The sequence below is a fragment of the Kitasatospora sp. NPDC053057 genome (assembly GCF_044546945.1).
Taxonomy (GTDB): domain Bacteria; phylum Actinomycetota; class Actinomycetes; order Streptomycetales; family Streptomycetaceae; genus Kitasatospora.
In genome coordinates, this window is sequence record NZ_JBITZP010000011.1 from 97858 (window position 1) to 123653 (window position 25796).

Annotated in this window: 17 protein-coding genes and 3 pseudogenes; 10 read left to right on the plus strand and 10 right to left on the minus strand. The window is 71.1% G+C overall.

Going from position 1 to position 25796, the window contains the following annotated elements; all coding sequences use genetic code 11:
• Positions 1–53 precede the first annotated feature (53 nt).
• Positions 54–2726, plus strand: a complete 2673-nt coding sequence (locus ACIG5E_RS14760; protein WP_396533785.1) for a SpoIIE family protein phosphatase — start codon at positions 54–56, stop codon at positions 2724–2726.
• A 165-nt stretch (positions 2727–2891) separates the two neighbouring features.
• On the opposite strand, the gene ACIG5E_RS14765 is transcribed toward ACIG5E_RS14760, so the two are convergent.
• Positions 2892–4019 carry a CapA family protein gene (locus ACIG5E_RS14765; RefSeq protein WP_396533786.1) on the minus strand — a complete coding sequence of 376 codons (1128 nt, stop codon included), beginning with the start codon at positions 4017–4019 and terminating at the stop codon, positions 2892–2894.
• A gap of 567 nt (positions 4020–4586) precedes the next feature.
• Here ACIG5E_RS14765 and ACIG5E_RS14770 point away from each other — a divergent pair.
• A complete protein-coding gene (locus ACIG5E_RS14770; RefSeq protein ID WP_396533787.1) occupies positions 4587–5225 on the plus strand; it encodes a DUF6230 family protein in 639 nt (212 codons plus the stop codon).
• Between the two features lie 62 nt (positions 5226–5287).
• The gene (locus tag ACIG5E_RS14775; RefSeq protein WP_396533788.1) at positions 5288–5734 is read left to right on the plus strand and encodes a DUF6114 domain-containing protein; all 447 of its coding nucleotides are present in this window, start codon (positions 5288–5290) and stop codon (positions 5732–5734) included.
• 137 nt (positions 5735–5871) lie between these two features.
• Here the strand turns inward: ACIG5E_RS14775 and ACIG5E_RS14780 are convergent, their stop codons facing one another.
• Both ACIG5E_RS14780 and ACIG5E_RS14785 read right to left on the minus strand, forming a co-directional pair.
• Entirely contained in the window at positions 5872–6246 is a 375-nt protein-coding gene (locus ACIG5E_RS14780; RefSeq protein WP_396533789.1) for a lytic transglycosylase domain-containing protein, read from the minus strand.
• A gap of 673 nt (positions 6247–6919) precedes the next feature.
• Positions 6920–7264, minus strand: a complete 345-nt coding sequence (locus tag ACIG5E_RS14785) for a winged helix-turn-helix transcriptional regulator (RefSeq protein ID WP_396533790.1) — start codon at positions 7262–7264, stop codon at positions 6920–6922.
• 194 nt (positions 7265–7458) lie between these two features.
• Between ACIG5E_RS14785 and ACIG5E_RS14790 the strand changes: the two genes are divergently transcribed.
• On the plus strand, positions 7459–8391 hold the full coding sequence (locus ACIG5E_RS14790; RefSeq protein WP_396533791.1) for an MBL fold metallo-hydrolase: 933 nt from the start codon (positions 7459–7461) through the stop codon (positions 8389–8391).
• 460 nt (positions 8392–8851) lie between these two features.
• Here ACIG5E_RS14790 and pntB read toward each other — a convergent pair whose 3' ends face one another.
• Together pntB and ACIG5E_RS14800 are read right to left on the minus strand one after the other, a co-directional pair.
• Positions 8852–10315 (minus strand): Re/Si-specific NAD(P)(+) transhydrogenase subunit beta, encoded by a 1464-nt coding sequence (gene pntB, locus ACIG5E_RS14795; protein ID WP_396533792.1) that lies wholly within the window; start codon positions 10313–10315, stop codon positions 8852–8854.
• Between the two features lie 5 nt (positions 10316–10320).
• Positions 10321–11889: a Re/Si-specific NAD(P)(+) transhydrogenase subunit alpha gene (locus ACIG5E_RS14800; RefSeq protein WP_396533793.1), complete on the minus strand. Its 1569-nt coding sequence runs from the start codon at positions 11887–11889 to the stop codon at positions 10321–10323.
• A gap of 343 nt (positions 11890–12232) precedes the next feature.
• Here ACIG5E_RS14800 and ACIG5E_RS14805 point away from each other — a divergent pair, with 343 nt between their 5' ends.
• The 4 genes and pseudogenes from ACIG5E_RS14805 (at position 12233) to ACIG5E_RS14820 (ending at position 15389) form a co-directional block, all read left to right on the plus strand.
• Positions 12233–13114 (plus strand): SIS domain-containing protein, encoded by an 882-nt coding sequence (locus ACIG5E_RS14805; protein WP_396533794.1) that lies wholly within the window; start codon positions 12233–12235, stop codon positions 13112–13114.
• A 26-nt stretch (positions 13115–13140) separates the two neighbouring features.
• Positions 13141–13618, plus strand: a pseudogene (locus ACIG5E_RS14810) (hypothetical protein).
• A complete protein-coding gene (locus ACIG5E_RS14815; RefSeq protein WP_396533795.1) occupies positions 13615–14547 on the plus strand; it encodes a 1-phosphofructokinase family hexose kinase in 933 nt (310 codons plus the stop codon). The pseudogene ACIG5E_RS14810 and the gene ACIG5E_RS14815 overlap by 4 nt, the downstream one beginning before the upstream one ends.
• Positions 14547–15389, plus strand: a complete 843-nt coding sequence (locus tag ACIG5E_RS14820) for a ketose-bisphosphate aldolase (RefSeq protein ID WP_396533796.1) — start codon at positions 14547–14549, stop codon at positions 15387–15389. Before ACIG5E_RS14815 ends, ACIG5E_RS14820 begins: the two co-directional genes overlap by 1 nt.
• Before the next feature lie 68 nt (positions 15390–15457).
• Here the strand turns inward: ACIG5E_RS14820 and nagA are convergent, their stop codons facing one another.
• Complete coding sequence (nagA, locus tag ACIG5E_RS14825; RefSeq protein ID WP_396533797.1) at positions 15458–16636, minus strand: N-acetylglucosamine-6-phosphate deacetylase; 1179 nt, start codon at positions 16634–16636, stop codon at positions 15458–15460.
• 956 nt (positions 16637–17592) lie between these two features.
• On the opposite strand from nagA, the gene ACIG5E_RS14830 reads away from it, so the two are divergent.
• Complete coding sequence (locus ACIG5E_RS14830; protein ID WP_396533798.1) at positions 17593–19179, plus strand: Na+/H+ antiporter; 1587 nt, start codon at positions 17593–17595, stop codon at positions 19177–19179.
• Positions 19180–19219: 40 nt separating this feature from the next.
• Here the strand turns inward: ACIG5E_RS14830 and ACIG5E_RS14835 are convergent.
• The 4 genes and pseudogenes from ACIG5E_RS14835 to ACIG5E_RS14850 all read right to left on the minus strand — a co-directional run.
• A pseudogene (locus ACIG5E_RS14835) lies at positions 19220–19573 on the minus strand (FAD-dependent oxidoreductase); the annotation flags it as partial.
• A 254-nt stretch (positions 19574–19827) separates the two neighbouring features.
• Positions 19828–20706, minus strand: coding sequence for an oxygenase MpaB family protein (locus ACIG5E_RS14840; RefSeq protein WP_396533799.1), 879 nt, complete (start codon positions 20704–20706; stop codon positions 19828–19830).
• A gap of 292 nt (positions 20707–20998) precedes the next feature.
• Positions 20999–21195 (minus strand): annotated as a pseudogene (locus tag ACIG5E_RS14845) (saccharopine dehydrogenase); the annotation flags it as partial.
• A 152-nt stretch (positions 21196–21347) separates the two neighbouring features.
• Positions 21348–23624: a SpoIIE family protein phosphatase gene (locus tag ACIG5E_RS14850; RefSeq protein WP_396533800.1), complete on the minus strand. Its 2277-nt coding sequence runs from the start codon at positions 23622–23624 to the stop codon at positions 21348–21350.
• A gap of 228 nt (positions 23625–23852) precedes the next feature.
• Here ACIG5E_RS14850 and ACIG5E_RS14855 point away from each other — a divergent pair, with 228 nt between their 5' ends.
• On the plus strand, positions 23853–25676 hold the full coding sequence (locus tag ACIG5E_RS14855; RefSeq protein ID WP_396533801.1) for a glycoside hydrolase family 15 protein: 1824 nt from the start codon (positions 23853–23855) through the stop codon (positions 25674–25676).
• Positions 25677–25796 lie beyond the last annotated feature (120 nt).

Consider the following 25796-nt stretch of genomic DNA (forward strand, 5'->3'; position numbering starts at 1 on the left):
CCGCCAGGGGGCGGCTGCGCTCGCGGCGGTGGGCACGCAGTGTCGCCGGGCAGGTGTTCCTGTGGTTGCTGGTCGTCGTGGTGCTGCTGGTCGGTGCCGGACTGACGGCGCTCATCCTGCAGGCCCGCGGCTACGCCACGAGTGATGCCGTGCACCGCACGCGCGCCGCGGCCGTCACCATGGCGCAGGTCCCCACGGTGGTGGACGCTCTGGACAGCGCCGACCCGACCGCGGTGCTGCAGCCGCTGGCCCTGGACGTCATGAAGAAGGGCGGCTTCGACTACGTCGTGCTCGCCGGCCCCGACGGGACGCGCTACGCCCAGACCGCCCAGCCCGACCTGATCGGGAAGCACCTCGTCGGCCCGTACCAGCAGGCCCTCAAGGGGCCGATCACCATCAGCTTCACCGTGCCCATCGGACGGGTCGTGGAAAGCAGCGCGCCGGTCACCAGGCCGGACGGCTCGGTCGCCGGCCTGGTCCAGGTCGGCTACACCGTCGCGCACGCGGGCAGTGCGGTGAGCCGGCAGTTGCCGGTCCTGATCGGCGGCACGGTCGCCGCGCTCGCCGTGGGCACCGGCGGGGCAGTGCTGGTGCGGCGGCGGCTGCGCCGCCAGACCCACGGCCTGGGCCCGGCCGAGATGACACGGATGTACGAGCACCACGACGCGGTGCTGCACGCGGTGCGCGAGGGCGTGCTGATCCTCGGCGGGGACGGGCGGGTGCTGCTGGCGAACGACGAGGCCCGGCGGCTGCTGGAGCTGCCGCCCGAGGTGGAGGGGCGGCCGGTCACCGAGCTCGGGCTCGATCCGGGGCTGGCCGAGCTGCTGGCGTCCGGGCGGGCCGCCACCGACGAGGTGCATCCGGCCGAGGACCGGCTGCTCGTCGTCAACAACCGCCCCACGGCGCCGTTCGGCGGCGGGCCCGGTAGCGTCGCGACGATCCGGGACACCACCGAGCTGCGGGCGCTGGCCGGGCAGGCCGAGGCGGCCCGGGCCCGGCTGAAGCTGCTCTACGACGCCGGGCTGCGGGTCGGCACCACCCTGGACATCGTGCGGACCGCCCAGGAGCTGGCGGATGTGGCGGTTCCCCGGTTCGCGGACTTCGCCACCGTCGAGCTGGCCGAGGCGGTGCTGCGCGGTGACGAGCCGCTCCCCGGCACGGGCATCGCGGGAGGCCCGCGGATCCGCCGGGTGGCCGCCGGCGGCGTCCGCGAGGACTGGCCGTTCTACCCGGTGGGCTCACAGATCAGCCCGCTGCCCGGCACACCGGAAGAGACCGCCCTCGGGAGCGGGCGTGCCACGCTGGTGGCCGACCTGCGTCAGGCACACGCCTGGCGGGCACGCGACCCGCAGACCGCCGACCGGATCCTCGCGTACGGCGTCCACTCGCTGATCTCCACGCCGGTGAAAGCGCGCGGCCTGGCCCTGGGCACGGTCAGCTTCTGGCGGGCGGGGCGCTCGGAGCCGTTCGGGCCGGAGGACGTCACATTCGCCGAGGAACTGATCGCCCGCGCGGTGATCTGCGTCGACAACGCCCGCCGTTACACCCGCGAACGCCGGATGGCCGAGACACTGCAGCGCAGCCTGCTGCCCCGGGGACTGCCCGAGCAGAGCGCCCTGGAGGTGGCCTACCGCTACCTGCCGGCACTGAGCAGGGTCGGCGGGGACTGGTTCGACGTCATCCCGCTGCCCGGCTTGCGCGTGGCACTGGTCGTCGGCGACGTCGTCGGCCACGGCCTGCACGCCGCGGCCACCATGGGCCGACTGCGCACCGCCGTCCTCAACTTCGCCGCCCTCGACCTGTCCCCGGACGAGTTGCTCGCCCGCCTCGACGAACTGGTCGCCCGGCTCGACCAGGACGAGGCGGGGGCGGGAGAAGGCGACATCGAGGGCCAGGACGAAGGCGAGGGCGAGCGGGCGGTCACGGGCGCCACCTGCCTGTACGCGATCTACGACCCGGTCTCCGGACACTGCAGCATGGCGCGGGCGGGTCACCCACCGCCCGCCCTGGTACACACCGACGGCAGCGTGGAGTTCGTCGACCTGCCCGCCGGGCCACCACTCGGCGTGGGCGGCCTGCCCTTCGAAACCACCGAACTCCAGCTGGCACCCGGCGCCGTCCTGGTGCTCTACACCGACGGACTCGTCACCAGCCGCGACCGCGACCTGGAGAACGGACTCGCCGGGCTGCACCGTTCCCTGGCGGACGCCCAGACGGACGCCTCCCCGGAGGAGATCTGCCGGGCCGTGTTCGACGCGCTGGCCCCGCCGCGTCCGAGCGACGACATCGCACTCCTCGTCGCACGCACGCAACTGCTCGCGCCCGATCAAGTGGCCACCTGGGACGTACCCGACGACTTCGCCGCCGTCTCCCGCATCCGCAACGCGTGCAACGACCAGCTCACCGCCTGGGACCTGGAGGAACTGACCTTCACCACCGAGCTGATCCTCAGCGAACTGATCACCAACGCCATCCGCTACGGCACCGAGCCCATCCGCGTCCGCATGCTGCGCGACACCACCCTGGTCTGCGAGGTCTCCGACGCCAGCAGCACCGCCCCCCACCTGCGCTACGCGGACACCACGGACGAGGGCGGCCGGGGCCTGTTCCTGGTGGCCCAGCTGGCCGAGCGGTGGGGGACCAGGTACACGGCACGCGGCAAGGTCATCTGGTCCGAGCAACCACTGACCGCACCCGAGTTCCAGTTCGAGGCGATGCTGCTGTGACCGGGGCACCGGGAGGCCGGTCCTGGCAGGCGAGGGCGACGTATTCGGCAGGGACGAATCCTGCTCGCGGCGCCGCCCGTATGGCGTCGAGCAGCCGCTCGTCGCGGACCCCGGCCAGCAGGACGGCCTGGACGAGATCTCGGGGTGCGGGAGGAGCCTCTCCGGTCACGTCCGCTCTCCTCGCGTCGGCCGGAGGCCGAGCATGCCGTCCGGACCGAGATCGATGCGTGAGCCGAAGTCGCGGCTGACCCGGTCGAGAATCTCCCGTACCCACTGGGAGTCGTTGTGTGATGCGGGCGTAAGGCGCATCTGTCGAGCCTGCACGGGCGCCATGCACGCGCCGACCAGCTCTCCGGTGTCCGGCTCGACCGAGGCGAAGTACAGCAGGCGCAAGTCGTCCCGGTACTCCTCGTAGCCGGAGATGCCCTCGTAGTCGTCGATGAAGTCCCCGCAGCCGTAGAGGATGAGCTTCCCGCGGTAGACCTCGACGGGACGGGGATGGTGCGAGGAGTGCCCGTGCACCACGTCGACGCCTGCGTCGATCAGCGCATGCGCGAAGCGGATCTGGGCGTGGGAGACGTGGTAGCCCCAGTTGGACCCCCAGTGGATCGATACGACCACGATGTCGCCCGGTTGCTTCACCCGCCGTACTCGGTCGGCGACCTCGGCGGCGTCCGCGTCCGAGGTTTCCGATACGAGGGCGAGGCCGGCGTGGTTGCTGGCCGCGGCCCACGTCGGCGGAATCCCGCTGGACGCTGTCCCGAAGGCGAAGATCAGGACCCGCCTGCCGCCGTCGACCGGGACGATCGCGGGCCGCCGTGCCGCGCCCGCGTCCCGTCCCGCCCCCACCGCCCGCAGTCCCGCGTGCGCCAGGGTTCCGAGCGTCTCTTCGAGCCCGAGGCGCCCGAAGTCCAGTGCATGGTTGTTGGCCAGCACACAGGCGTCGGGCCGGGCCGCGGCCAGGCAGGGGAGATTGGCAGGAGCCATCCGGTAGTGCACCTGCTTACGTGGTGCGAAGTCGTCGCTCCGGGTCACGCTCGTCTCCAGATTCACCACCCGGACGTGGGGCGCGGCATCGTCGAGGAGCCGCAGGGTCTCCCCCCAGGGCCAGGAGAAGTCGACCGGACGAGGAATCGGGCCGTTCACCGCCTCCGCCGACTCGACGTAGGTCAGTGCGTCCCCGACGCACGGCTCCCGCAGGGTCGGATCGCCCGGGTGGGGGAGGATCTGGTCGACACCCCGCCCGAGCATCACGTCGCCGCAGAGAAACAACCTCACCGGATCGGTGCCCATGCTTCAACGCTAGGCACAAACCGCCGACTCCGGGAGCCGGCCCGTGTGCCAGGACCGATCATTGTTGACATGAATGGGAAGAGTCGGTGATCGTTTCCCGGCTGTCCGCTTCGGCGACTTCGGCCGGCATGGACCGGGTGCACCCGCATTCCGGCCATCGGGCAGGGTAGACGGCTATCAACTCTCAGTCGCTTTCGGCGAGTTCCGATGCACCGGGCCCACAGACGCGGCCGCCGTCGGGACGGGTTGCCGCCGAAGGTGGAGATGCCGTTGGCCGGAAGCGCGTCCATCAGCGTGCCGTCCGCGTGTTCGCGTTCCCGGCCGAGCCCGGCGTCCCGCACACGATCGCCTGCCAAGCCACGTCACTGATCGGCGAGCCCCTGTTGCCGTGGCCGATGGGCCGCTGGAGTGATGTGCGGCGACATGGTCGTCAATGTGGTCGTGAATAGTTTGCGGAGCCATTTCCTGCACCGCATGATCGGCCGTGTTCGGTCTTTTTCGATCTCGGGCAGTCGGTGCGGTCTCCCGTGCACCCGCTTCCGGCCGGGCGCACGGGAGTCACGGTCCATGTCAGAGAGGGACGGCATGTCGCAACGCTTCGGCAGGACTCGCTGGAAGCGCTTCGCCGTCATCCTGCTGCCGTCTCTCGCGGCCACCGCGGCCCTCGTGGCCGGGGTGGCCCAGAACGCGCTCGCCGCGTCTTTCCTCATCTCCGGCGAGGAGTTCAAGCTCTCCGTCGAGGAGCTCCATGGCGAAGGCTTCAGCCTGTACGGCACAGTGGACTTCACCCGCGAGCACGACCCGGTGCCGGTCATGGTGACGGGGTTCGAGTCCGCCACGATCCACGGGCTCTGCCAGTCGGCCGTCTTCCCGATCCCGGTGCTCGGCACCTTCACGCTGCGGCTCACCGGTGACAAGCGAGCGGCCACCGCGAAGGGGTTCTTCATCGACGCGAAGCACTTGGCGGCCGACCAGTCGAGCGCCCATCACCTCGACATCGGGGTCGCCGCCGGAGCGCTCACCAAGGGCGAAATCAGCCAGGGCGATCGGGACTCGCGCTTCTTCAACCCCAACAGCCCGGCACAGCAGGCCAGTTCGATCAACCTGACCGACGTGCGGGTGACCGCGGTTGCGGTAGCGGCCGGCAGCTTCGATGTTCCCGGTCTGGGCGTTTCGCTGGTGCGCGGCCGGGACGAGTGCTTCTGACCTGCCGATCCGGTACCCCGATAGCCCGTCTCAATCCCACTGACCGCACAGGGAGTTGCCACGTGTGGAACAGAACCACGGCCCCGTGGTCCCAGCCGCGCGAGGCGATCGCCACAGCCCGACGGGAGTTCCGCGTCTGGCGCGGCACCCGCCCCTTCTGGGCCGGCCTGCTGACATTCAGCGGTGGCCTGCCGATCCTCTACTTCCCCTTCCCCTACGCCCACCTCAACCTGGGCGGTCTCGGCCTGGCGCTCTCCACCACTGCGGGCGCGGGCTCACTCCTCATCGGGTGCCTGCTGATCACGCTGGGTGTCACGCTCTGGCTCCAGCAGCAGGTGCGGATCTTCGCCGGCGTCACCGCGATCCTGCTCGCACTGCTCTCCGTGCCGGTCGCCAACTTCGGCGGCTTCTTCCTGGGCCTGCTGCCCGGGCTCATCGGCGGCTCGCTGGCCTGCGCCTGGGCACCACCGGACAACGGTGGCCTGGTGGAGCCGGAGATTCCGGAGTGAACCGCGAGAGGGCCCGTGCCACGCGGATTGCGCGGGCACGGGCCCTCTCGGGTCATCCCAGTGGTCCCTGTCCGGCCCCCGGGGTGAGGGGGAGGGAGGTCAAGGTCTCGGGTGTGGTGCTTGGCCGAGGGGTCGGCTTAGTACCAGTGGTGGGTCTGCCAGAAGGCCCAGGCGGCGTTCGGGCTGCCGTAGCGGGAGTTCATGTAGTCCAGCGTCCACTTGATCTGGGTGGCCGGGTTGGTCTTCCAGTCGGCGCCGGCGGAGGCCATCTTGGAGGCCGGCAGGGCCTGGCCCAGGCCGTAGGAGCCCGAGCTCGGGTTGGTCGCGGTCACGCTCCAGCCGGACTCGTGGGAGACGATCTGGCTGAACGAGGCCAGCTGGTCCGCCGGCACCATCTGGGCGGCGATCGCCTGCGGGGAGGCGTCCGCGGCGTTCGCGGTGGCGGGGACCACGGCGGCACCCAGGGCGGTCAGACCGGCGGCGCCGGCAAAAATCGCGGCAGAGGTACGCATACGCAGCTTGAAAGTGGGCATGTAGAGCAAGACCTCAATCGGGTTGGGCCGAGTCACCCCCGTTTTGGACCGTGGCCGGACAGGGGCCATGACGGTCGCGGGTGTGACTTGGCGGTAGGCCATTCACCGGCGGGACAGGTGCCGGGGTGGCATGCAGCAATTGAGCCAGGTGGGATCGGTTGTCGACAAGACCCCCTTGCTACGATCCGCTGTCGTATTCAGGGGTGAACCGGCGTTGATTCGCGGGGCGGGTCGTGCGGTCGGCGACGGTGCTGAGCTGGGCAAATGCCGCGGTCGCGGGTGACGGGTGGCGCCGGGAGCGACCACTATCGCCCGTCGTTGACGTCTTCAGGTGTGAGCGGGCTCACGGTTTATGTCGGGATTTGTCCCATTTATCCGCTACTGACCGAGTCGCCATCCGTGCTCTGAGTACAGACGATCTTCCTGGGGCTGAGACCGGCGTCACACGCGAACGCACGTCCGTACAGGACGAGGTGGACGCGTCGCCCCAGCCACAACGTCGCGGAGTCGATCGGGTCCAGGCCGTTACGAGGATGCACGCAACGGGCGCCGGCGGAGGGCGATCACGCGTCGCTCACGTCGTCGGCACGGCTGCGACGATTGACATGTCGACCGTTGCGGCGTGACAGCGCGGGTGATCGTGACGGCGACGTCATGCCCCGGCGTCGTACCGCAGTCGGGCCTGCTCGACCTCGTTGATGTGCTGCTCCGCCCATTCACGCACGGCCGCCAGCGGGCCGTCGAGGGTGAGGCCGAGCTCGGTGAGCCGGTACTCGACCCGGGGCGGCACCACGGGGTGGACCTCGCGGCTGACCAACCCGTCGCGTTCCAGGCTGCGCAGCGTCTGGGTCAGCATCTTCTCGCTGATGCCCTCGATCTCGTCCCGCAGCTCCCCGAAGCGTCTCGTGCCGCAGGCCAGCTGGCCCACGATGAGCGCGGTCCACTTGTCTGCGATGCGGTCCAGAGCGGCCCGCGAAGGGCACGGGGCGCTGTACACGTCCGCGGCGTGACCGTCGGGCAGAAGCACGGGCGCCCGACCGGGAGTTCCGGGACGCGGCCGGCGGCGAGAGAGTGAAGTCGACACCGCTGCAAGCTAACTGATGGGAAGTGAAGAGGCCAGAGCCCACTTCCAGGTCCGCGACTGACTTGCAAGTGCGTACTTCCCAACGGGTGGCCACGCTCCGAAAGTGAGTGGCGGACAAGACAACGCTCTCCCCGGAGGTCCTCATGACCCACCCCGCACCGCGCGCCCGGCTGAACGTCGGCAGCACCGCCGTCACGTTCCTGCCCGACGGCTACGGACGCATCAACCCCTCGGCCTTCCTCCCGGGCAGCGCCCCCGAGGGCTGGGCCACGCACGGCGCGCACCTCGACCTCGACGGCCGGTTCACCGTCAGCATCGGCTCGTTCCTGATCCGCACCGTTGACGCGCGCAACCTCCTCGTCGACCTCGGGCTGGGGCGCGTCGAGTTCACGGTTCCGGGAGTGGCCGACTTCCACGGCGGATCCCTCCTCGACTCGCTCGCCGACGAGGGCCTGACACCCGCCAACATCGACACCGTGGTCTACACGCACCTGCACCACGACCACGTCGGCTGGACCAGCCCGTTCGCTCCGGCCCCCGGCCTCGCCCCGGACCGGCCCGTCACCGAGCTGGTTTTCCCCCGCGCCCGGCACCTGACCACCGAGGCCGAGTGGAACCACTGGTCCGGCACCGCCGACCCCGCCGGCCCCGATCCACTGGCCGTCCAGGCGCCCCTCGCCGACCGGATCGGTTTCGTCGCCGACGGCGAGGAGATAGCTCCCGGGGTGCACGTGCTGGACACCGCCGGCCACACCCCCGGACACCTCAGCCTGGTCGTCACCGACCCCTCGGGCAAGGACCCCCGGCGCCTGCTCATCCTCGGCGACGTCATGCACACCCAAGCCCAGGTCACCGAAACCCACTGGACCTGCGCGTTCGACCACGATCTCGCCGCGGCCACCGCGACCCGGGAACGCGTCCTCAAGGAACTCGAGGACCCGGACACAGTCCTGGCCGACGGACACTTCTCCGGCAGCGTGTTCGGCCACGTCCTCCCCGCGACCACACGCCGCGCATGGGCGCAAGGCGCGAGCCGATGACCGGTACGCCTTGCCGCTGCCGCTCGGCCGACAACACCTCGACCAACACCCCGACCGCGGTCCGCGCCGCCGCAGGGAACTGTGTCATGGTCCGAGTTCAAGCTCGGCCGCCCACCGCCGCGACCACTCGGTGAGCGGACGCAGGGCCTTGTGGGCGTCCTGGCCGAGGGAGGTGAGGGCGTACGCCGTCAGGCAGCCGTTCGACGAGGCGGGCCTCCTGGAGCTCCGTGAGCCGTTGCCGAAGGACGCTTGACGACATGCCGTCGCAGCGTTGCTGCAGCAGCCGGAAGCCGAGTGGCTCGTGCCGTACCCGACCGCGCAGCAGGTCGGGCCGCATGGTCTCCAACGCCCGTGCGGGCACCGAGAACAGCGACCCCGAAGTCCGAGCCATTGACCGGTGCAGTGGGTGACGCCCCTCCGCACCGGTCCGACGGCCCGCTCCACCCCGGGCGTGGCGGTGCTACCGCGCCGCCGCCGCCCGCCCGCCGGCCGGGACCGCACCTTCGGGGTCCCGGCCGGGCAGGGCCCGCAGGATCGCCTCGACGCTCTGCTTGGCGTCGCCGAAGAGCATGCCGGTGTTGTCCCGGAAGAAGAGCGGGTTCTGCACCCCCGCGTAGCCGGAGGCCATCGAGCGCTTGAAGACGACCACCTGCTCGGCCTCCCACACCCGCAGCACCGGCATCCCGGCGATCGGGCTGGCCGGGTCCTCGGTGGCGGCCGGGTTGACGGTGTCGTTGGCGCCTATGACGAGGACGACCGAGGTCGCGGCGAAGTCGTCGTTGATCTCGTCCATCTCCAGGACGATGTCGTAGGGCACCTTCGCCTCGGCCAGCAGCACGTTCATGTGCCCGGGCAGGCGCCCGGCGACGGGGTGCACCCCGAAGCGGACCTCGACCCCGCGATCGCGCAGCCGCTGCGTCAGCTCGGCCACCGGGTGCTGGGCCTGCGCCACGGCCATGCCGTAGCCGGGGGTGATCACCACTGACCGGGCCCGGTCGAGCAGCCCGGCGACCTCCTCGGCGTGGACCTCGCGGTGCTCGCCCTGCTCCTCGCTCCCACCGGACTGGGCCTCGATGCCGAACCCACCCGCGATCACGGACAGGAAGGAGCGGTTCATGGCCTTGCACATGATGTACGAGAGGTAGGCGCCGGAGGAGCCGACCAGCGCCCCGGTGACGATGAGCAGATTGTTGTCGAGCAGGAACCCGGAGGCGGCCGCGGCCCAGCCCGAGTAGCTGTTCAGCATGGAGACCACCACGGGCATGTCGCCGCCGCCGATCGAGGCGACCAGGTGCCAGCCCAGGGCGAGCGCCAGCACGGTGACCGCGACCATCAGGACCGGGCCCGGGCTGGCGGTGAACCAGACCGTCAGGCCCAGGAAGGCGGCCAGCGCGCCCAGATTGAGGGCGTTCTTCCCGGGCAGTGTCAGCGGACGCGAGGCGATCCGGGCGGACAGCTTCAGGAAGGCCACGATGGAGCCGGTGAAGGTGACCGCGCCGATGAAGACGCCGATGAAGACCTCGGCGTGGTGGATGCCGAGCAGGTCACCGGCGATCCGGGTCTGGCCGGACCCGTGGGACTCGACCTCCAGGTAGCTGTTCCAGCCGACCAGGACGGCGGCGAGACCGACGAAGCTGTGCAGGACGGCGATCAGTTCGGGCATCTGCGTCATCTCGACCCGCCGCGCCCGCCACAGCCCGGCCGCACCGCCGAGCGCCATCGCGATCACGATCAGCGCGACCGCGCCGGCGGTGATGCTCTGCGCCGTCACCACCACGGTGGCGACCAGCGCGAGGGCCATGCCGGCGATGCCGTAGACGACACCGGCCCGTGAGGTCCGGTGCTGGGAGAGCCCGGCGAGGCTGAGGATGAACAGCAGCGCGGCGACCAGGTCCGCGGCGTGCGAGGCCGTCGTGGAAGTCATCGGGCTCAACGCCTTTCGGGGGAGGTCGAGAACATCGACAGCATGCGGCGGGTGACGGCGAAGCCGCCGAAGATGTTCACGCTGGTCAACAGCACGGCGATGAAGGACAGCAGGGTCACGACGCGGCTCTCGTGGCCGATCTGCAGTAGGGCCCCGATCACCACGATCCCGGAGATCGCGTTGGTCACCGACATCAGCGGGGTGTGCAGGGCGTGGTGCACCTTGCCGATGACGTAGTAGCCGATGACCACGGCGAGTGCGAACACCGTGAGGTTCTGGGCCAGTTGGGCCGGCGCGAAGGCGGTCAGCAGGAAGCCCGCGAGCATCCCCGCGCCGATCAGGCCGAAGCGCGCCGCGGGGCCGAGGCGGGGCCGTCCCGGTTCCGCCGTGGACACCGGCGCGGCGGGTTGCGCGGCCGGAGCGGCCGACACCGCCACGGGCGGCGGCGGCCAGGTGATCTCGCCGTCGCGGACGATCGTCACGGCCCGCTGGATCACGTCGTCGAAGTCGAGGACCAGCCGGCCGTCCCGGTCGGGCGTCAGCAGCTTCAACAGGTTGACCAGGTTGGTGCCGAACAACTGCGAGGCCTGTGCGGGCAGTCGGGCCGCCAGGTCGGTGTACCCGATGATGGTGACGCCGTTGTCCGTGACCACCGTCCGGCCCGCCACCGTGCCCTCGACGTTCCCGCCCTGTGCGGCGGCCATGTCGACGATGACGCTTCCGGGCCGCATCGCCGCCACGTCCTCGGCCGTGACCAGCCGCGGGGCCGGGCGGCCGGGGATCAGCGCGGTCGTGACGATGATGTCCACGTCCTTCGCCTGCTCGTGGTACAGCGCCGCGGCGGCGCGGTCGTACTCGGCGGAGGTCGCCTTGGCGTACCCGTCGGTGCTCGCCTCCTGGGCGACCTTCACGGCCAGGTACTCGCCGCCCAACGACCGTACCTGGTCGGCCACTTCGGGCCGCGGGTCGGTCGCCCGGACGATCGCGCCCAGGCTGGACGCGGCGCCGATGGCGGCCAGGCCGGCCACACCGGCACCCGCCACCAGGACCTTCGCCGGCGGGACCTTGCCCGCGGCGGTGACCTGGCCGGTGAAGAAGCGCCCGAACACGTGGGCCGCCTCGATCACCGCCCGGTACCCGGCGATGTTGGCCATCGAGCTGAGCACGTCCATCGACTGCGCCCGGGAGATCCGCGGGACGGCATCCAGCGCCAGCGCGGTGACGCCGCGGTCGGAGAGCGCCTTGAGCAGCTCGGGGTGCTGTGCGGGCGCGATCAGGCCGGCCAGGGTGGTGCCCTCGCGCAGCCGGGCGATCTCGTCGTCCGTCGGGGCGTTGATCTTCAGGACCACCTCCGCCGCCCAGGCGTCGCCGATGCGCGCCCCGGCCTCGGTGTAGGCGGCGTCGGTGAAGCCGGAGGCGGCACCGGCCTCCGGCTCGACGACGACGTCGTAGCCGAGACCGAGCAACTGCCGCACGGTCGCCGGTGTCGCCGCGACGCGGGTCTCCCCGCTGGACGACTCGGCGACCACGCCGACGGACTGGGGTGGGGGCTGGGACGGGACAAGTACAGACATGTCTGGTGTCTTTCTCGTCGGAAGCGCTGCTGACCGGGGGGTGCGCGGTCGGGGGAGGATCCCCAGCCGTTGGTCGAAGGAACGTACTCCTACCCAGTCTGCGAACCGATGGCGCGAACCAGTGATGAGCCTCACTCACCCGTACGGAGGATGGCCGGACGCGACCGGGGTCTCTTCCTTCGGCCCCGGGTCTCAGGTGGATCGAGCCGGGGCTGGTGTGACGATCGCGCACGCGTGCAACCACTGCGATCGCATGCGCGGGATTGATCAAAAGTGATTGTGTGCACTATAAAACAAGCATCTATGAGCACCAATGCTCATCATTGCGCACGAGAGGATCACCATGAGCCATGTCGAGCAGGAGATCGTCAGCCAGCCGGAGTGCTGGCGCCGGGCCCTGGAGCTGAAGCCCGCCGGCCTTCCGGAGAACGGCGAGCGGGTGGCCGTGATCGGCTGCGGTACCTCGCTCTACATCGCGCAGGCGTACGCGTCGCTGCGCGAGGCCGCGGGTCTGGGGGAGACCGACGCGTTCGCGGCCTCAGAGTTCCCGGCCGCCCGCGGCTACGACCGGCTGGTCGCCATCAGCCGCTCCGGCACGACGACCGAGGTGCTCGCCGCCCTCGCTCGCGCCGGGCACATTCCGAGCACGGCGCTCACCGGTGATCTCGACACGCCGATCAGCACGGCTGCGAACACCGTGGTGGACCTGGAGTTCGCGGACGAGAAGTCGGTGGTGCAGACCCGCTTCGCCACCACGGCACTGGCGCTGCTGCGCGGCCACCTGGGCCTGGCTCCGGCCGACCTGCCCGAGCAGGCCGCGCGAGCGCTGGCCGAGCCCTTGCCCGAAGGGGCCGCTGCCGCGGGCCAGTTCACCTTCGTCGGCACCGGCTGGACGGTCGGCCTGGCCAACGAGGCGGCGCTCAAGCTCCGCGAGGCCTCCGGCGCCTGGACCGAGTCCTACCCGGCGATGGAGTACCGGCACGGCCCGATCAGCATCGCCGCCCCGGGCCGGGTGGTGTGGTTCTTCGGCGAGCCGCCGACCGGGCTGCTGGGGCAGGTCCAGGGCATCGGCGCCATCACCTCGGTGACCGACCTCGACCCGCTGGCGGACCTGGTGCGCGCCCAGCGCCTGGCCGTGGAGCTGGCCAAGGCCGGCGGTCTGGACCCCGACCGGCCGCGCAACCTGACCCGCTCGATCGTGCTGGCACAGCCGCGACCAGAGTGATCGCCCTCGATGTCGGCGGCACCTACATCAAGGGCGGCGCGGCCGACGAGGACGGCGTCCTGCGGGAGACCGACCGGTGGTTCACCGGCGCCGAGCGGGGCCCGGACGCGGTGCTGGAGACGGTGCTGGCGGCCGCCCGCGAGCTGGCCGACCGGCACGGTCCGGCGGCGGGCATCGCGGTGCCCGGCATCGTCGACGAGACGTCAGGGCATCGGTCCTCGCGGCCAACCTCGGCTGGCGGCAACTGCCGGTCCGGGACTGGCCGAAGCACGTATCGGCGCTGGGCGCGGCAGCCGGGACTTCCTCTTCGTCCCGGTCGTGATCGGCGGCGGCCTCGCCCGGGCCGGCGATCCGTACTTCACCCCCCTGCGCGCGGCGGTCGCCGAACGGCTCACCTTCCAGACGCTGCCGCAGATCCTCCCCGCCGAACTCGGCCACGAGGCCGGTTGCCAGGGCGCCGCCCTGCTGGCCCACGACCTGCTCCAGCGAAAGGCCGGCCGGTGATCCTGACCGTCACGCTGAACGCCGCGCTCGACGTCACCTACTGGGTCGACCGGCTGCGCCCGCAGGGCAGCAACCGGGTGCGGGCGAAGGCCGAGCGGGCCGGCGGGAAGGGCGTCAACGTCTCCCGGGTACTGCACGCCCTCGGCCGCGAGACCGTGGTCACCGGCTTCGCCGGAGGAACCGCGGGCGCGACGCTGCGGCGCGAGCTCGCCACCGCCCGCCTGCCCGAACACCTACTGCCGATCGCCGGGGAGACCCGCCGCACGGTGGCGGTGGTGGATGAGAGCGCCGGGGACACCACCATCCTGCTCGAACCGGGCCCGGCGGTGTCCAGCGAGGACTGGGCCCGGCTGCTCGACCACCTCGCCCGGCTCCTGCCCCGGGCGGCGGCCGTCGTGTTCTCCGGCAGCCTCCCGCCGGGCGCGCCCGAGGACGCGTACGGCCGGCTGGTCCGGCTGGCCCACGCCCACCGGGTCCCGGCGGTGGTCGACGCGGACGGTGCCACTCTGCGGGCCGCGCTGGCGGCAGGCCCGGACCTGGTCAAGCCGAACGCCGACGAACTCGCCGCCGCCACCGGCCTGACGGACCCTGTCGCCGCCGCCGCTGCGCTGGTCGACGGCGGAGCCGGAGCGGTGGTCGCCTCGCTCGGCCCGGACGGTCTCATCGCCGTGACACCGCAGGGGAGTTGGCGGGCCGCACCGCCGGAGCACCTGGCTGGAAACCCCACCGGGGCCGGCGACGCCGTGGTGGCCGCCCTGACGCTCGGCCTGGTCGACGCCACCGCCTGGCCGGAGCGGCTGGCCGAGGCGGTGGCCCTGTCCGCTGCCGCCGTGCGCGCCCCGCTGGCCGGCGACTTCGACCCCGACGTCCACCGCCGCCTGCGAGAGCTGGTGGACGTCCACCCCCTCCACCCTCAGAGGAGATCCTGATGCCCTTGACCGGAACCGGCGCCATCGTCACCCCCGCGGCGGACGCCGCGCGCGGCATCGGTGCGTTCAACGTCATCCAGCTCGAACACGCCCAGGCCATCGTCGCGGGCGCCGAGGCCGCCGACGCGCCGGTGGTCCTGCAGTTGAGCGAGAACGCCGTCCGCTACCACGGGGCGCTCGCCCCGATAGCATCCGCCGTGCTCGCCACCGCCCGCACCGCCTCGGTGCCGGTCGCCGTCCACCTCGACCACGCCACCTCCACCGACCTCGTGGCCGAGGCCGTCGAACTCGGCTTCTCCTCGGTCATGTTCGACGCCTCCGTGCTGCCTTACGAGGAAAACGTGCGCGCCACCGCCGACGTCGTCGCCCGCTGCCACGCGGCGGGCGTGTGGGTGGAGGCCGAACTCGGCGAGGTCGGCGGCAAGGACGGCGTCCACGCCCCCGGCGCCCGGACCGACCCCGCCGAGGCCGCGGCCTTCGTCGCCGCCACCGGCGTAGACGCGCTCGCCGTCGCCGTCGGCACCTCCCACGCCATGCTCACCCGCGACGCCGTCCTCGACTACGACCTGATCGCCGCATTGCGCGTGGCCGTCCCGGTCCCGCTGGTCCTGCACGGCTCCTCCGGCGTCGCCGACGAACACCTGACCCGCGCCGTCGAGCACGGCATGACCAAGGTCAACATCGCCACCCACCTCAACCAGGTCTTCACCCACGCCGTGCGCCGCACCCTCGACGACGACCCGTCGCTCGTCGACACCCGCCGCTACCTCGGCTCCGGACGAACCGCCATGGCGACGGAGGTCGCCCGCCTGCTGGGCGTCCTCAACGCGTCTGCGGTCTGAGGACGTTGACGAGCCGAGGCCCGTCCCGGCTGGGACGGGCCTCGCTGTCGTGCTGCTCGGGGCGCGGCTCAGGCAGGCTTCACGGTGGTGAAGGTCTCGCCGCCGTGGACCCACCGGCCGCGGCGCATCACGGCGACCAGGTCGTAGCTTTCGGAATCGACCACGACTAGATCGGCGAGCTTGCCGGCCTCCAGCGAGCCGACCGAGTCGCCGAGCCTGAGCAGCCGGGCCGGGGTCGCCGAGAGCGACTCGACAGCCTGAGTGAGAGTCAGCCTCCCAATCGTGACGGCCCGTTGGAAGACCCGGTCGAGAGTCAGGGTCGATCCCGCGATGGAGCTGCCGTCGGGGAGCATGGCGACGTCGTCCTTGACTTCGACCTGGAGGGGGCCGAGGGGGTAGAGGCCGTCGCCCATGCCGGCGGCGCCCATGGCGTCGGTGATCAGGGCGACGCGGGCGGGGCCGGCGGTGCCGTAGGCGAGGTCGAGGACGGAGGGGTGGAGGTGCACGCCGTCGTTGATCAGCTCGACGGTGACCCGCTCGTCCTCCAACAGGGCCACCACCGGCCCCGGGGCGCGGTGGCCGATGCCCGGCATGCCGTTGAACAGGTGGGTGGCCACCGTCGCCCCGGCCTCGATCGCCGCCAGCGCGGTGGCGTAGTCGGAGTCGGTGTGCCCGACGGCGGCGATCACGCCGAGGTCGGCCAGCATCCGCACCGAGTCCAGGCCGCCGGGGAGTTCGGGGGCCAGGGTCACCATCCTCGCGTGACCGCGGGCGGCGTCGACCAACTCACGCACCAGCGACGGATCCGGGTCACGCAGCAGGTCCGGCCGGTGCGCACCGCACCGGTGGTGCGAGATGAACGGGCCCTCGAAGTGGATGCCCGCGAGCACACCGTCCTCGACCAGCTCGGACAGCACGGCCGCCTGGCGGACGAGGTCGTCGATCTCCCCGGTGACGGTGGAGGCCACCGTCGTCGTGGTGCCGTGCTCCAGGTGGGTCCGGGCCACCAGCAGCGCCTCCTCCGCGACACCGGAGGCGTAGGCGGCGCCGCCGCCGCCGTGGACGTGCAGGTCCACGAAGCCGGGCACGACCGTGTAGCCGGTCAGGTCCAGATCACCGGGCTCGGTCTCACCGCTGGTGATGGCGGCGATCCGGGATCCCTCGACAGCGAGGAGGCCGCCCTCGACGACGCCGCCGGGCAGGACCAGCCGGGCACCGGCCAGGGCAATGCGCCCCGTGACGATCACGCTCGTCTCCACTTGATGCTTAGAGTTGATCGGATATCCCACAGTATAAACAATTGTGAACAATGATGGGCGGTGCGCCTGGACGACCGGCAGGGCACGCTTCAAGCGTGTTCATCGGCGGCGGGATGGGCGCCCGCCTGTACGGGACACGCGCCATGTGGGCGAGCGCTACCCCTCGTGGGGCCCTGGACCACCCTCGTGCTGCGGGACGGCCAACGGCTGGCGGCGGATGCGCAGTTGATGCTGTGACCGCAGTAGGTGGTGCGTGCGGGCCTGGTGATGCCGGGCGGGGGCGGGGCGTCCCTGTCGTGCTGGACCTCGCACGGCACCCGGTGGGCGGGCCGGCGGTCGAGCCAGTGGTCCGTCACCCTGGAGGTGCCGATCCCGGTGGCCTGGTGGCCATCCGTCACGCGCCCGTCGTGGACGCGGACACCCAGGCCGCGACACCGTGGATGGCGACCGCCTTCGTGGTCGGCGTCCCCGGACGGTCTCCTCGGGCAGCGGGCCGTGCCGGGCCACCGCCTGTTGCAGCGGACGGCTTGGCCGACCTCATCGCTGACGCCGAGGGCCAGGCTCCTCCGGCGATGTGTTCTGCCGGGTGCGGGCAGGTGACTATCAGCACTGCTCCGACCACATGAGGGAAACCTTGCGCCACTCCGGCGTGTCCGCTTTGCGCGCTTATCCAGCCAATTCTTGAGCGTGGCGCAGGAGTACGCCGGGATGTCGGGGTGTGCGGTGGCGGTTGTTACCGGCTTGGGGCGCGGCAGCGGCCTGCGACACCATGGCGGCCGAGGCCAGGAATTTGGGTAGCCGTTTTTCACCGTACGCCGCTCAGGGGGCCGGTCCTTGTCGCCGAGGCCGCCGTTGGCGGTGGGCTGGCGTCCGTAAATCCGGTTACGTTGGTAGAGCACCTGGTCAGAGGGGGGTAACAAGCCGTAACCCACCGGGGACGCTGTATGACTGGCCTGACCGTCATCCTGCTGCTCGTGGTCCTGGCCACGGCAGTGGCGACCGGTGCCCGGCGCTGGCGCTTGCCCGCTCCCTCGCTCCTCGTCATTGCCGGTCTGGTCGTCGGGCTCATACCTTGGGTTCCCGAGGTCCGCCTGCCGCCGCACGTGATCAGCGTGTTGGTACTGCCGCCACTGCTCTACGCCTCGGCCGGGGAAATCTCTGTCCGCGACCTGCGCAGCGTGTGGCGGCCTGTGACCGGCCTGGTCTTCGGTCTGGTCCTGGCCTCGGCCGTCGCCGTCGGGTACGTCGCCCGAGCGATCACCCCGCTCACCACCGCGACCGCGTTCATCCTCGGCGCTGTCCTGGCCAGCACCGACCCCGTGGCCGTTACCGCACTCGGCCGCCGCCTGTCCCTCCCACCGCGTGTGCAGGCCATGGTGCAGGCGGAAAGCCTGTTCAACGACGCCACGTCGCTGGTTCTGTACAAGGTCGCCGTGGCGACCGCGGTTTCCGGCAGCGCCATCACCGTGTCCGGGACCGTCGAGCAGTTCCTGATCCTCGCGGGCGGAGGAGCCCTCATCGGCGCGGCGGTCGCCGCAGTGGTGACCCTCATCCGCAGGCGGACCGAAGACCCCGTGCTGGAGACCGTCATTGCATTGGTCACTCCGTACGCCTCGTACGTCATCGCGGAGGACTCGCACGCCTCCGGCGTGACCGCCGTCATCGTGTCCGGGGTCGTCCTCGGCAGCACCGGCCACAAGCTCAGCAACGCCCCCGTCCGTCTCCAGATCCACGCCGTCTACGACACCGTGACTTTCCTGCTGGAGAGCGTCGTCTTCGCCCTCATCGGTCTCGAGCTCCCCTCCGCCGTCCGTCACCTCACGCACGACGAGCACGGCTGGCCGCTGTGGGTGCCGGTGATCGCCTTCACAGTGCTGGCGATCCGCCTGCTGTGGATCTTCCCGCTGTCCGCCCTGATCCAGTACCGGCACAAGGAGGGCGACAGTCGCCTCTCCTGGCGCGTTCCGGCCGTCCTGTCCTGGGCGGGCACCCGAGGCGTCATGCCGCTGGCCGCCGCGCTCTCCATCCCCCTGGTCACCCACACAGGGGCGCCGCTGCCGCACCGGGCGCTCATCCTCACGCTCACCACCGGGACCATCGCGCTCACCGTTGTTTTCCAGGGCTTCACCCTCGTTCCTGTCGTCCGCCGCTCGGGCATCGCTCTGGAACCGGAGCACACCGCCCGCGAGGAGGCCCGGACCCGCCGACACATTGCCCATACCGCTCTCGAAGAGCTCAAACAGCTTGGCGATCTGGATGAGCTCGCCGAACTGGGCGCCGCCGCTGAGGCCGCCTTGAAACAGGCTCATCGCGATCTGGAAGCGCGCATCCACCAGGCGGAAGATGCCCACTACAGCGACCCGGACGCCCGTCCCGCCGACGCCTACCGCGAGATACGCCGGACACTCATCGGCATTGAGGCGGCCGAGCTCCAGCGCCTTTACGAAGCAAACACGATCAGCAACGCCACCCGGCGCCGGATCCAGCGCGAACTCGACCTCGAGGAAGCCAGCCTCCGTGCCCGCGACTGACGGGTCTGTGCCGCAAGCGATACCCGCGTCCAGATCGGGCGGAGCCGTCGAGCATGGCGAGATTGGCGCCCAGCCCAACCGGGGGCATCAGGTGCGCGGCATCGCCGAGCAGCGTGACGCCGGGAACGTGCTCCCAGGTGTGCGGGACGGGCAGGACGAACAGGGACCGGTTGACGAACCCGTTGTCGCTGTTGCGCAGGATGTAGCGCAGGCTCTCGTCCCAGCCGTCGAACATCCTCAGCAGGTGCGTCCGCACGGCCCGCCGGTCGCCGAGGTCGATACCGGCGGCCACGTGCCAGTCCTCCGGTGCGCGGAGCGCGATGTAAGCGCGGATGTGGCCGTTGCTGTTGCGCTGGGCGACCAAGGACCTGCCAGCGCCCTTCGCCAGCACCGCGACCCCGACCTCGCGCGGCTGGTCGGCACGCGACCGCGCTGGTGAGGGCCCTGCTGGTGCTGACGCACCACCAGGTCGCGCAATGACGGATGATCTCCCCGCGACGATCACCATGGCGAGCTGCACGAGCACCCCAACGACTCGTCACACCAAGCCGGTGACCTGCACCAATCACGATGGAACTTCCTCAGTGACGGCCTGCTCGGCGCGTTCGGCCGCCCGGCGCAATGCCGACCGTCCGGTCCTCCCGTGGCTCACTCGCAGGTCCGAAGCCGCCGACCGGACGGAACGCTTGCTTTGCCGAGCCGGGCAACCGCCTGGCTCAGATGAGGGACGGGGAAGTCGAGCCTTCTTCCCCGGGGTATCAGATAGGCCACGGAACGGGCGGCGCGCAGCGCTGCCGTCGCCAGCGGCGCGGGCATGCCGGGCCGGCCGTAGAAGTCGCGGGCCCAGGGCGGCATGAGCGAGTACCCCAGCCGGGAGGCCGCGTTCCACGCAGGGCGCAGCGACCTGAGCGATCCGCGCAGCGGTGGCCGGACGAGGAAACGGTGGATCAGCATCGCCTCGGCGGTGGCGGCCAGCACCGGTCGCATGCCGGACAGGTAGTCCTCCAGGTCCGCCACCGTACCGGGGACTTCGCCGGGCGGCAGTCCCACCAGGGCCGCGATCAGCCGCTGCTCACGGACGTAACGATCCGCCTGCTCGGCCGGAAGGTCCGGACCGCCTCGCAGCACGGCATGCAGGTTGGACCTGACCAGCGCGCAGTGCACCCAGAGCAGCAGGTCGGGGCTGTCGAGCCGGTGGACCCCACCGGTTGCCGGGTCGTGGATGCGAAGCCGCTCGTGCACGCGCCGGACCCGGGCGCCCGCCCGCTCCGCCTGCTCCCGGGTGCCCCAGGTGGTCGCGACGATGAACGAGCCGGTGCCCACGAGCCGCCCGAAGGGGTCGTCCTCGAAGGAGGAATTCTGCACGATGCCCAGCGCCGCGAGCGGATGCAGCGCCTGCAGGTGGAGGGCGCTGATGCCGCCGATCCACATGGCCGGATCCGCGTGCAGGTGCCAGGTCACCGAGGACGGACCGAAGAGCCCTGAATCGAGGGCGACCTGGGCGTGGCGGACGGTACGGGTGCTCATGGTGCGGTCCTTCGCTCGGTCTGGACCCCCTGCTCCTGGAACTGACGGTCGGGGCCGGCCCACGGTTCCTGTCGCGTCCTGCGAACCGGCGCGCCCGCCCTGCTGCGCTGCCGTTTCTGGCCTTGGTGCTGACCCTCGACCCCGCTGCCCACGTCTGCGCCCGGGTGTGCGCCGCCGTCGCTGCAGGCGAGGATCTCCTCGGTGGTGACGGCGATGTCGTCGGCGATGCGGGCGAGGATGTCCTCGGCCTGGGCTCGCCGCGCTGCGCCCCGAGCGCGACGGTCCGGGCACGGCGTTCTCCGAGCACGCCCTCCCGCGAGACGGTGCCCGACAGCCGGGTGCCCGGGGTGGGGTGCAGCTACTCAGCCCGTAGGCGATGTGCACCTCGTCGGCCGCCGTCCAGTCGCCCATCGCGGCGGTGGCCAGCAGGTCGCCGAGGCCGCCGTAGAAGGCCATCGCAGGGACCACCACGGTGCCCGCGGCCCTGGCCGCCGGCTGCGCCACACCGGCGGCCGGCTGACGTACCACCCGGGACGAGCTGCCCGCCCTGCAGTGGGCCTTCCCCGAGCCGCTGGGCATCCGCCCGGTCATCGGCGAGTTCGCCATGGCGGACATCGTGACCGTGCCGAGCCACCTGGCCGTCACCGACCTGCACAGCTGCATGACCGTCGAGGCGGTCCAGGAGTGCGGACGCTCCCGGACCCGCTCCCGTGATCGGGGACGAGTGTCCGCGCCGCCAAGGGGCGGCAGACGTCGCCGCCAGCTGCGGGTCTGTACGGTCTTGGCTGGACAGGGCCAAGACCGATACTCCCGGTCTGTCCGATGCGCAGAAGTAGGAGGGCGGTGTCGTCGCCCTGGTTGCCGGATGGGTGGGCTTGGTCGAGGAGCGCGTCGGCGATGCCGTCGAGGGTGTGGCCGGCGCGTGAGAGGGCCGTCACGAGCTTGGTGATGTTGGTGTCGTGGTCGGTGCCGGGGGTTTCGATGAGTCCGTCGGTGTACAGGGCGAGGACGGTGGCGGGGGGCAGGGCGACTTCGGTGGTGGGGTAGGACGCTGCGGGATCCACGCCCAGCAGGGGCCCTGGCGGTACGTCGAGGATCTCGGTGTGCAGATCGGGGCGGCGCAGCAAGGGCGGGTGGTGTCCGGCGGTGGCCAGCTGGGTGCTGTGGTGGGCGAGGTCGAGATGCGCGTACAGGCAGCTGGTGAGCAGGTCGGGGTCGAGGTCGGTCAGTAGTCGGTTGGTGCGGGCGAGGATCTCGCCCGGGGTGGCGCCTGCGATGGCGTAGGCGTGGACTGCGGTGCGGACCTGCCCCATCAGTCCGGCGGCGCTGACGTTGTGGCCTTGGACGTCGCCGATGACCGCGGCTGCCTCGGTGGTCGTCAGGCGGATGAGGTCGTAGAAGTCGCCGCCGATGTCCACGCCGTGGCTGGCGGGCAGGTAGCGCGCGGCCACGTCCAGGCCGGGGATCTTCGGCAGGGCGTGCGGCAGCAGGCGCGCTTGGAGTCCGTGGGCGAGCTGGTGTTCGGCGTCGTACTGCCGTGCTCGGCCGAGGGCTTGTGCTATCAGGGCGCCGAGGGAGGTGAGGAGGGTGCGCTCGTCGGAGGTGAAGGGGTGCGGCTGCTGGTAGCCGAGCACGCAGGTCCCGATGGGGTGCCCGGAGGCGATCAGCGGCAGGAACGCCCACGCGGCCATGCCGCCGTCGATGGCTGGGCTCGCTGGGTAGGCCGCGTGGAATTCGTCCCGGGTGGGGAAGAAGGACGGGACCCCGGCGGTCAGACCCAGCACGCTTGGGGTGTTCGCCGTCAAGGGCGTGTGGTTGAGGGAGTCCAGCAACTCGGGGGTGAAGCCGCAGTGGCCGACGACGTGGACCCGTCCGGCCTCGGGGACCAGCAGCAGGAAGCCCTGCGCGCGGAAGGGGACCATGAGGTGGTCGGCCACCAGGTCGACGATGTCGCGGACGGTCGCCGCTTCCGCCAGGGTGCCGGCCAGGCGTACCAGATGACGCATCGCGTCCAAACGGTCCGGCCCGGCGCCGCCATCAGTCGGTGCCTTCGCGGGGTGCGCGTTGTCGGTTGCGCTGATGCGCACGCTGAGGCCAGTGCGGTCAGGGTAGAGCTGGAACAGCAGGCGCCTGTCGGGTGGCCGTACCGCTGTGAACGAGGTCGGCAGTTGGCTGATGGCCGCGTCCTGAAGCCGATGCTCGTAGGCCGGATCATCCAGCCACGGCAGCGCCTCCCGCAGCCGGGTGCCGAGCAGGTGCGGGATGCTGTCGCCCAGCAGGTCGGCGGCGGTGGGGTCGACGAAGGTGATCCTCCCATTCGGGTCGAGGGAGCACGCGCCGTCAGGGAGGCGTGAGAGGAACGCGGCCGGGGGGTTGGCCGAGGCGAGGTTTGTCAAGGTGATGAACCGGGGCTCGGGTGCGGGTTGGAGAGGGTGTCCAGCGTCGGCGGCATCGTGCAGCACCTTCGCGATGCGGTCGCTGGCAATGGTGAGCGTGCGGCGCTCCCAGGCGCTGAGCTCAGGCGACCGTTCAGGGGGCATCAGCACCGCAAGTGCGCCCCAGGCAGTGTGCCCGCTGGCGATCGGGACGATGGCGTGGGCCCGCGGGTACGGTAGGAACAGGGCGATGTGCGGATAGCGGCGTGCCAGGTCTTCGCTGGAGCTGATCCACACCAGGTGGCGTTCGCGCACCGCTTCAAGCACCGGATCCGGTGTCGCGGTGGCCAGCCGCATGTGCCGCAGCGGGCTGAAGAACTCCGGGGGAATCCCGGCCGTCACCTCAAGGCTCAGCACCTCGCCGCCGCGCTCCAGCAGCACGATCGCCCCTGAAGATGCGCCAAGGCTCCCCACCGTCCCGGTGAGCGTCTGGTCCAGTAGATCCTGGACGGCACCTTGTTCCAGGTCCTCGCCATCCGCCATGGCGATATCCACTTCGCGAAGAAGACCGCGTGCATCTCCATGCTACGAGGAGGGCCGTGGCAGGTGCCCGCTCGGAATCATGACGGTGAAGCCGAGCCGAGTGGCGCCGGTCTTGTTGCGCCAGTCGGTTCAACGCCGCTTGTTCGGCCTGGTGGATGCCCTCGCCGGGCGGCCTGATGTCCCCGCGATCGGGAAGGACTCAGGCAGAGGCAAAGGGAGGCTGCTGCGATGTCCGGAGCGCCGACACAGCACAAGTCCGTCCGGTACCTGCCGATCGCGGAGCACGGCTTGATCGGGGATCTGCGCACGGTGGCGTTGGTAGGCACCGACGGCACCATCGACTGGTACTGCTGCCCCGCTTTCGACTCCCCGAGTGTCTTCGCGGCCATCCTGGACGCGGATCGGGGCGGGGCGTTCGAGCTGGCTGCCGCCGTTCCGGCCAGCACCAAGCAGTTCTACTTCCCGGACACCAATGTGCTGATCACCCGGTTCTTCACCGAGGACGGGCTGGGGGAGATCCAGGATTTCATGCCCGTGGCGGACCCCGGCGAGGCTGATCGCCCCAGGCTGGTCCGGCGGGTGGTGTGCGTGCGTGGAACGATCCCGTTCCGGGCCCGGGTGGCCCCCCGGTTCGGCTATGGCGCCGACCCGCACACCGTGCGGATGCTGGACCAGGCCGCCGTGTTCGCCTCCGAGGCACTGTCGCTGACGCTGACCGCCACGGTGCCGCTGGAGTGCGACGAGAAGGACGTGTGGACGCAGTTCGAACTCTCCCAGGGCGATACCGCGGTCTTCGCCCTGGAGCAGGCCGGCGGTGAGGCTCTCCCGGGCCGCTGCCCGCACGCCGAGGCCGAGCGGGAGTTCACCGCCACGGTCGCCTTCTGGCGGCGCTGGCTGCACCAGTCCCGCTACCACGGCCGATGGCGGGAGATGGTGCACCGCTCCGCCCTCACCCTCAAGCTGCTTACCTACGCCCCCACCGGCGCGATCGTGGCAGCGCCCACCACCAGCCTGCCCGAGCAGATCGGCGGCGGCCGCAACTGGGACTACCGCTACGTGTGGGTGCGCGACGCCGCGTTCGCCGTCTACGCCCTGCTCAGGCTCGGCTTCGCCGAGGAGGCCGAGGCGTTCATGGGCTTCCTCACCCAGCACATCGAGCGGCGCGGCGGCGGACCCTCCGGGCCGCTGCAGGTCATGTACGGCATCGACGGACGCTCCGAGTTGCCCGAAGGCGAGCTGCTCCACCTGGAGGGCTACCGTGGCTCGGCGCCTGTGCGAGTCGGAAACGGCGCCGCCACGCAGCTGCAGCTCGACATCTACGGCGCCCTGCTCGACTCCGTCTACCTGTACGACAAGTGGTGCCGGCCCATCTCCAGCGGCCATTGGCGTGGGGTGTGCGCCCTGGTGGACTGGGTCTGCGAGCACTGGGACCAGCCGGACGAGGGCGTGTGGGAGACCCGTGGCGGACGCAAGAAGTTCCTCTACTCCCACCTGATGTGCTGGGTGGCCATCGACCGGGCCATCCGCATCGCCCGGCGCCGCAGCCTGCCCGCAGAGCTCGGCCGCTGGGGCCCGGTCCGGGATGCGATCTACTGGCGGATCATGGACAAGGGCTGGTCGCCCGCCCGGCAGGCGTTCGTCCAGCACGAGGACGGCGACGTACTGGACGCCGCGGTGCTGATGATGCCGCTGACCAAGTTCATCTCCCCCAACGACCCCGTATGGCTGTCCACCCTCGACACCCTCGGCGAAGAACTGGTGTCGGACTCCCTGGTCTGGCGCTACGACCCCAAGGCCAGCCCGGACGGCCTCGAAGGCGAGGAAGGCACCTTCTCCATCTGCTCCTTCTGGTACGTCGAGGCCCTCACCCGCGCCGGACGCCTGAACGAAGCCCGCCTGGCCTTCGAGAAGATGCTCACCTACGCCAACCACCTCGGCCTGTACGCCGAAGAGATCAGCCACACCGGAGAGCAGCAAGGCAACTTCCCCCAGGCGTTCACCCACCTCGCCCTCATCAGCGCCGCCTTCAACCTCGACCGCACCCTGGGCTGACCGCCCCGCTCCGCTCCGCACCGAGGCCCCCTTGGGCCGGTGGAGGGGAGAAAGGCTCGGCGCGGGCGCCAAACGGGCGGCGGGAGGCATCGGAACGGTCGCCACGTCAGCCCGGTTCCC